This is a genomic window from uncultured Nevskia sp. (assembly GCF_903885465.1).
Lineage (GTDB): Bacteria > Pseudomonadota > Gammaproteobacteria > Nevskiales > Nevskiaceae > Nevskia.
Genome location: NZ_CAISIQ010000133.1, coordinates 1 through 6,104 on the forward strand (window position 1 = coordinate 1; position 6,104 = coordinate 6,104).

8 protein-coding genes are annotated in these 6,104 nt (G+C 64.1%); 6 read left to right on the forward strand and 2 right to left on the reverse strand.

From position 1 onward, the window contains the following. Nucleotides 1–716, forward strand: a 716-nt coding sequence (gene pip, locus QZY06_RS04875) for a prolyl aminopeptidase (RefSeq protein ID WP_295680939.1), incomplete at its 5' end; no start/stop codon positions are given. A gap of 128 nt (nt 717–844) precedes the next feature. Here pip and QZY06_RS04880 read toward each other — a convergent pair. Continuing rightward, the gene (locus QZY06_RS04880; RefSeq protein WP_295680941.1) at nt 845–1,315 is read right to left on the reverse strand and encodes an Lrp/AsnC family transcriptional regulator; all 471 of its coding nucleotides are present in this window, start codon (nt 1,313–1,315) and stop codon (nt 845–847) included. A gap of 133 nt (nt 1,316–1,448) precedes the next feature. Between QZY06_RS04880 and phhA the strand changes: the two genes are divergently transcribed. The 4 genes from phhA to QZY06_RS04900 all read left to right on the forward strand — a co-directional run bounded on the left by phhA (nt 1,449) and on the right by QZY06_RS04900 (nt 5,256). Then, on the forward strand, nt 1,449–2,258 hold the full coding sequence (gene phhA / locus QZY06_RS04885) for a phenylalanine 4-monooxygenase (protein WP_295680944.1): 810 nt from the start codon (nt 1,449–1,451) through the stop codon (nt 2,256–2,258). A gap of 15 nt (nt 2,259–2,273) precedes the next feature. Continuing rightward, the gene (gene hppD / locus QZY06_RS04890) at nt 2,274–3,344 is read left to right on the forward strand and encodes a 4-hydroxyphenylpyruvate dioxygenase (protein ID WP_295680947.1); all 1,071 of its coding nucleotides are present in this window, start codon (nt 2,274–2,276) and stop codon (nt 3,342–3,344) included. A 65-nt stretch (nt 3,345–3,409) separates the two neighbouring features. Further along, on the forward strand, nt 3,410–4,126 hold the full coding sequence (locus QZY06_RS04895; RefSeq protein WP_295680950.1) for a DUF72 domain-containing protein: 717 nt from the start codon (nt 3,410–3,412) through the stop codon (nt 4,124–4,126). After that, the gene (locus QZY06_RS04900) at nt 4,126–5,256 is read left to right on the forward strand and encodes a homogentisate 1,2-dioxygenase (protein WP_295680953.1); all 1,131 of its coding nucleotides are present in this window, start codon (nt 4,126–4,128) and stop codon (nt 5,254–5,256) included. The genes QZY06_RS04895 and QZY06_RS04900 overlap by 1 nt, the downstream gene beginning before the upstream one ends. 71 nt (nt 5,257–5,327) lie before the next feature. Here QZY06_RS04900 and QZY06_RS04905 read toward each other — a convergent pair whose 3' ends face one another. After that, nucleotides 5,328–5,876 (reverse strand): Spy/CpxP family protein refolding chaperone, encoded by a 549-nt coding sequence (locus QZY06_RS04905; RefSeq protein WP_295680955.1) that lies wholly within the window; start codon nt 5,874–5,876, stop codon nt 5,328–5,330. A 48-nt stretch (nt 5,877–5,924) separates the two neighbouring features. Between QZY06_RS04905 and QZY06_RS04910 the strand changes: the two genes are divergently transcribed. Then, nucleotides 5,925–6,104, forward strand: a 180-nt coding sequence (locus QZY06_RS04910) for a hypothetical protein (protein ID WP_295680958.1), incomplete at its 3' end; no start/stop codon positions are given.

Consider the following 6,104-nt stretch of genomic DNA (forward strand, 5'->3'; position numbering starts at 1 on the left):
ATGCCGAACTGCGCGAGAACACCACCTGGGAGCTGGTGGCCGACATGGACACCATCCGCGAGAAACTCGGCATCGACGCCTGGGTGGTGTTCGGCGGCTCCTGGGGCTCGACCCTGGCGCTGGCTTACGGCGAAACGCATCCGCAGCGGACGCTCGGCCTGATCCTGCGCGGCATCTTCCTGATCCGCCCAGAGGAGATCAGCTGGTTCTACCAGGAAGGCTGCAACTGGATCTATCCGGATGCCTGGGAGCATTACATCGCGCCGATTCCGGTGTCCGAGCGCGGCGATCTGGTCAGCGCCTATCACCGCCGCCTGACCAGCGAAAACCCGGAAGTGCGCCGCGATGCCGCGCGCAGCTGGAGCATCTGGGAAGGTGCGACTTCGAAGCTGATCCCGAGCACCGACATGGTCGCCCGCTACGGCGGCGATGATTTCGCCGAAGCCTTCGCCCGCATCGAATGCCATTACTTCGTCAACGGCGGATTCCTGCGCCCGAACCAGTTGCTGGAAGACGCGGCGAAGCTGAAGAACATCCCCGGCGTCATCGTCCAGGGCCGCTACGACGTCGTCTGCCCGATGAAATCCGCCTGGGACCTGCACCGCGCCTGGCCGGAAGCCGATCTGCAGGTAGTCGCCGACGCCGGCCATGCGGCGAGCGAGAACGGCACGCTGTCGCGGCTCATCGATGCGGCGGATCGGATGGCGCGGCTGTAGTCCGTAAAAGCTGATCTCACGCCAAGACGCAAAGACGCTAAGGAACAGCAAAAGCTTTATCGAAAAGTTTTTGCTGGGCTTTTCCTCCGCGTCTTTGCGTCTTTGCGTCTTTGCGTGAGGCCCGCCTTTCAAATGCCTAGCGCGAGCCCCTCGTCGCGCTTGATCGCTTCCAGCACCAGTGACGAGCGCACGTCCTTGACGCCGGGCAGGCCGATCAGCACCCGCATCGAGAACTCGGCGAAGGCGGCGAGATCGGCCACCTGCACATGCAGCAGGAAGTCGAGATCGCCAGTCATCACGTAGCAGGCGCGCACTTCGGGCCGGGCGCGGATCGCCGCTTCGAAAGCTTGGGTCGCGTCCTTCGATTGCCGTTCGATGGCGACGCGGACGAAAGCCTCGATGCCCAGACCGAGCGCCGTCGGATCGAGCACGGCGGTGTAACGGCCGATGACGCCGGAATCCTCCAGCTTCTTCAGCCGCCGCTGGCAGGCGGTTGGCGACAGCGCCACCTTGTCGGCCAGCTCGACCACGGCAATGCGGCCGTTGCGCTGCAGCTCGTCGAGCATGCGGAGATCGGTACGGTCCAGCTCGGCGCGCATGATTTCTCCGAAATTCAGGTGATTAGCGGTGAATCGATGCGTGAATCCTAGCGCACACGCACGACTTCGCAGCAAAACGCCGCGGCTGCCGCGCTACGCTGGCTATCTTGCATCACGTCTCCCGGAGGCCGTCATGGCCCAGCGTTCGTCGTCGAATTCCAGCTATGTTTCGCGCCCGCCCGACGCGCGCGGCGTCGTGGCCTACTCGAAGGCCGAGCACGCGATCTGGGCCGAGTTGTATGCGCGTCAGCAGGCTGCGATCGCAGACGTCGCCTGCCCGGAATTCCTGCACGGACTGGATCTGCTGCAGCTGCCCCAACACCGCGTACCGCAGCTGTCGGAGGTGTCGGCTCGGCTGCAGCGCGAGACCGGCTGGCAAGTGGCCGCGGTGCCGGCGCTGATCCCGTTCTCGGAGTTTTTCGCGCTGCTGGCTGCCAAGCGCTTCCCGGCCGCCACCTTCATCCGCCGCCGCGAGCATCTGGACTACCTGCAGGAACCCGACATCTTCCACGAGCTTTTCGGCCACACGCCGCTGCTGACCAATCCCTGGTTCGCCGCGTTCACCCAGCGCTATGGCGAAATCGGGCTGGCGGCGAGCAAGGAAGATCGCGCGTTTCTGGCGCGGCTTTACTGGTTTACCGTCGAGTTCGGCCTGGCTCGCAAGCCGGATGAATCACTCAGCATCTACGGCGGCGGCATCCTGTCCTCACCCGGTGAAACCGCGTATGCATTGGGCCCCGCACCGCAGCACCGTCCCTTTTCGCTGATCGAGGTGTTGCGCACGCCGTATCGCATCGACGTGCTGCAGCCGCTGTACTACGTGCTCGACTCGTTTCGCCAGCTGCACGAGCTGAGTCAGGCCGATCTGCTCGCCGCGGTCGCCGATGCTCGTCGCCTCGGCCTGCATGCGCCGCTGTTTCCGCCGAAATCGCTGGCGGCCTGACCTTTGGAGCTACCGATGAACGATCAGACCAACCCGCTGCAGACCGACGGCTTCGAGTTCGTCGAATTCACCGCGCCGACGCCGGCCGGCGTTGCCCAGCTGCACACGCTGTTCGAGCTGCTCGGCTTCACCGCCGTGGCCCGGCATCGTTCGAAGGACGTGACCCTGTTCAAGCAGGGCGACATCCACTTCCTGGTCAACGGCACGCCGTACACGCACTTCGCGCAGTTCGCGATCGCCCACGGCCCCAGCGCCTGTGCGATGGGCTGGCGAGTGAAGGATGCGCCGGCCGCGTTCCGTCATGCCGTGGCCCAGGGCGCGGTGCCGTTCGATACCAAGCCGGGCTACATGGAGCTGAACCTGCCGGCGGTCTACGGCATCGGCAACAGCGTTCTCTATTTCATCGACCGCTATGGCGAGCGCTCGATCTACGACGTCGATTTCGTCCCCATTGCCGGCGCCGATCAGCAGCCGAAAGGCGTCGGCCTGACGACGCTCGACCATCTGACCCACAACGTTGCCAAAGGCAACATGGACGTCTGGTCGAGCTTCTACACCCGCATCGCCAACTTCCGCGAAATCCGCTATTTCGATATCGAAGGCAAGCTGACCGGCCTGGTGTCGCGGGCGATGACCAGCCCCTGCGGCAAGCTGCGGATCCCGATCAACGAAAGCGCCGACGAGAAATCGCAGATCGCCGAGTTCATCCGCGACTACCGCGGCGAAGGCATCCAGCATCTGGCGCTGGCCACCGATGACATCTACTCAACCGTCGAAGCGCTGCGCGCGCGCGGTGTCGTGTTCATGCACACGCCGGACACCTACTACGACAAGACCGATACAAGGGTGCCGAACCACGGCGAGAACCTGGCCCGGCTGCAGAAGCTGAAGATCCTCATCGATGGCGCGCCGGTGGAAGGCATCCTGCTGCAGATCTTCACTTCGACGGTGATCGGACCGATCTTCTTCGAAATCATCCAGCGCAAGGGCAACGAAGGCTTCGGCGAAGGCAACTTCAAGGCGCTGTTCGAGTCGATCGAGGAAGATCAGGTTCGGCGCGGCGTGCTGAAGAGTGAAGCAGCCTAGTGGGATCGCGGCAACGGCTCTGGTAGACCACGACTCCTCAACGGCAGGCAATCGAGAGGGCGACCATGAAAGTGCAGAAGATCCGGGCCGGGGCGAGTGGCTTTTCCTTCAAGGAATGGAAGGGCAGTTTCTATCCCGAGAAGATCAAAGCCGATGCGATGCTGCAGTTCTACGGCGAGCGTTTGCCGACGGTCGAGATCAACAGCAGCTACTACGCCATGCCGAAGACCGCGAGCCTGGAGAAATGGCGGGAGGTCACGCCGGCGACGTTCCGCTTCGCGATCAAGGCGCCGGCCGAGATCACCCACAAGGCCAAGCTCAAGGCGGAGCTATCGGCCGAGCCGCTGGCGGTGCTCTATGAACGGCTCGCCGCACTCGGGACCAAGCGCGGCGCGGTGCTGTTCCAGCTGCCGCCTTACCTGAAGAAGGACTTGCCGCTGCTGAAGGAATTTCTGAGCTTGCTGCCGGAGGATCATCGCGCCGCGTTCGAGTTCCGCAACGACAGCTGGTTCTGCGATGAGACGTATACGGCGCTGAGAAGCGTGCAGGCAGCGCTGGTATGGTCGGAGCGGGAAGACAATGCCCCGCCACCACTGGTTGAAACCGCGCCCTGGGGCTATCTGCGTCTGCGCCTTGAGCACTATTCCGAAGCAGATCTGCAGCGCTGGGCCGAACGGCTTACCGCAACCAGTTGGTGCGACCTCAGTGTCTTCTTCATGCACGAGCCCACCGCGCCGGAATACGCGCAAATCTTGATGCGTCAGGCTTCGGGGAAAGATTGATGAGCCGCAAATGGATCCACATTCCGCATGTCGAAGGTCTGGCCTCGCGCCAGGCGCATGCCGATCTGCCGCCGGGCACGGTGGAGCGAGAGATCGGCAAGGACGGCTTCTTCGGCCCGGCGACGCAGATGATTCATCCGCGTCCGCCGACCGGCTGGACCAGCTGGGAAGGCCCGCTGCGGCCGCGGGCTTTCGACTGCATGCAGCTTCCGGCCGATGGTGGCAGCCCTTGGGCAGCGAGCACGCTGCTGCACAACGCACACTGCCGTCTGCGCTTCTGGCGGCTGGCCACGAACATGGATCACCTGGCGCGCAACGCCGATGGCGACGAGCTGCTGTTCATCCACGCCGGGCGCGGCGATCTCTACTGCGACTACGGCCATCTGAGTATCGAAGCCGGTGACTACGTGCTGCTGCCGCGCGGCACCATGTGGCGCCTTGAGGTGCTGGAGGCCCTGCAGCTGCTGCTGATCGAAGCCAGCAACGGCAGCTATCAGTTGCCGGACAAGGGCCTGGTCGGCGAGCAGGCGATCTTCGATCCGGCGATGCTCGATCTTCCGCGCATCGATGAGGCCTTCAAGTCGCAAGCTGCGCAGGCCGGCGATAGTCGCGTGGTGATCAAGCGCCGCAATCAGCTGTCGACAGTCACCTATCCCTACAACCCGCTCGATGCGCTGGGCTGGCACGGTTCCTTGCATCCGGTGCGGATCAATGTCCGCGATATCCGGCCGCTCAGTTCGCATCGCTATCACTTGCCGCCGAGTGCGCACACCACCTTCGTTGCGCCCGGCTTCGTCGTCTGCACCTTCGCGCCGCGTCCGTTCGAGACCGATCCCGGCGCGATCAAGGTGCCGTTCTTCCACTCGAACGATGATTTCGACGAAGTGATCTTCTATCACTCGGGCGACTTCTTCAGCCGTGATCACATTCATCCGGGCATGGTCACCCTGCACCCGGCCGGCTTCACCCACGGCCCGCATCCGAAGGCGCTGAGCCGGATGCATGTGCAGCCGAAACCGATGACCGACGAGTACGCGGTGATGATCGATGCTCGCGAAGCCTTCGATGTCGGCGATGCGGCGACGGCGGTCGAATGGGCCGAGTACCACCAGAGCTGGCGCCAGAGCTGACGCACCAGCCCTGAACGTCGCCCATGAAAAAGCCCCGGCATCACTGCCGGGGCTTTTTTGCAGCAGCAGCTTCAGCGACCGCGGAAGCCGGTCTTTTCCGGACGGGCCGGCGGTTCCGGCAGGTTCTTCAGCTTCTCGGTCAGTGCGGACTTCTGCGCCGGCGTCAGCATCGCGAAGATCTGCGACTTCAGCGCCGCCTGCTTCTGCACGCGGTCACGCGCTTCATTGGCCTGGGCGTCGGCAAGCTGGTTGACCAGGCCGCTGTAGCCGGGGCTGTCCGGCGTGGCGATCTCGACGTTGCGATGCAGCTGACGCGCCGCCACACGCTCGTCACGCGCCGACTGCCACTGCGCCTTGATCGCGTCGCGGACACTGCTGCGCTGCGCGTCGCTGAGATCCAGCGACTTCAGCTCATGCATGAACGGCCCGCCGCCGCCATGACGCGGGCCACCGTCACGGCCTTTCTCGTGCGGCGGGCGATCCGGGCGATCAGCACCCGCTGCTGCATCCGGAGCCGGCGGCTGGGCATTGGCGAACTGCGGCGCGGCGATCATCAGGCCGGCGCACAGCGCAGCGGCGAGCGCGGATTTCTTCGAGGTGAGATGGGTCTTGAGATTCATCTGGGTGCTCCTGTGTTGCTGGGATGTTGTTGCTGGGGGGAGGCCGTGATGGCCTTGATCTGCCCGAGCATTGAACGCCTGATGGCCATGGCGAAGCGTTGCGCGCTCGTTAAGATCGGTAAAGGCAGGCGAAAGACAGGGGCCATCGCTTGCGTGCTGGCGGTGTGGGCCAGACAGTACCGGCATGACCAGTTCTGCTTTCTTGGCCCACATCCTGATCGTCGACGA

Bases quoted from the DNA above. Each gene is read 5' to 3' on its own strand.
- QZY06_RS04895 (WP_295680950.1), top strand. From the start codon at position 3,410: ATGAAAGTGCAGAAGATCCGGGCCGGGGCGAGTGGCTTTTCCTTCAAG.
- phhA (WP_295680944.1), top strand. From the start codon at position 1,449: ATGGCCCAGCGTTCGTCGTCGAATTCCAGCTATGTTTCGCGCCCGCCC.
- QZY06_RS04900 (WP_295680953.1), top strand. From the start codon at position 4,126: ATGAGCCGCAAATGGATCCACATTCCGCATGTCGAAGGTCTGGCCTCG.
- QZY06_RS04905 (WP_295680955.1), bottom strand. From the start codon at position 5,876: ATGAATCTCAAGACCCATCTCACCTCGAAGAAATCCGCGCTCGCCGCT.
- QZY06_RS04880 (WP_295680941.1), bottom strand. From the start codon at position 1,315: ATGCGCGCCGAGCTGGACCGTACCGATCTCCGCATGCTCGACGAGCTG.
- hppD (WP_295680947.1), top strand. From the start codon at position 2,274: ATGAACGATCAGACCAACCCGCTGCAGACCGACGGCTTCGAGTTCGTC.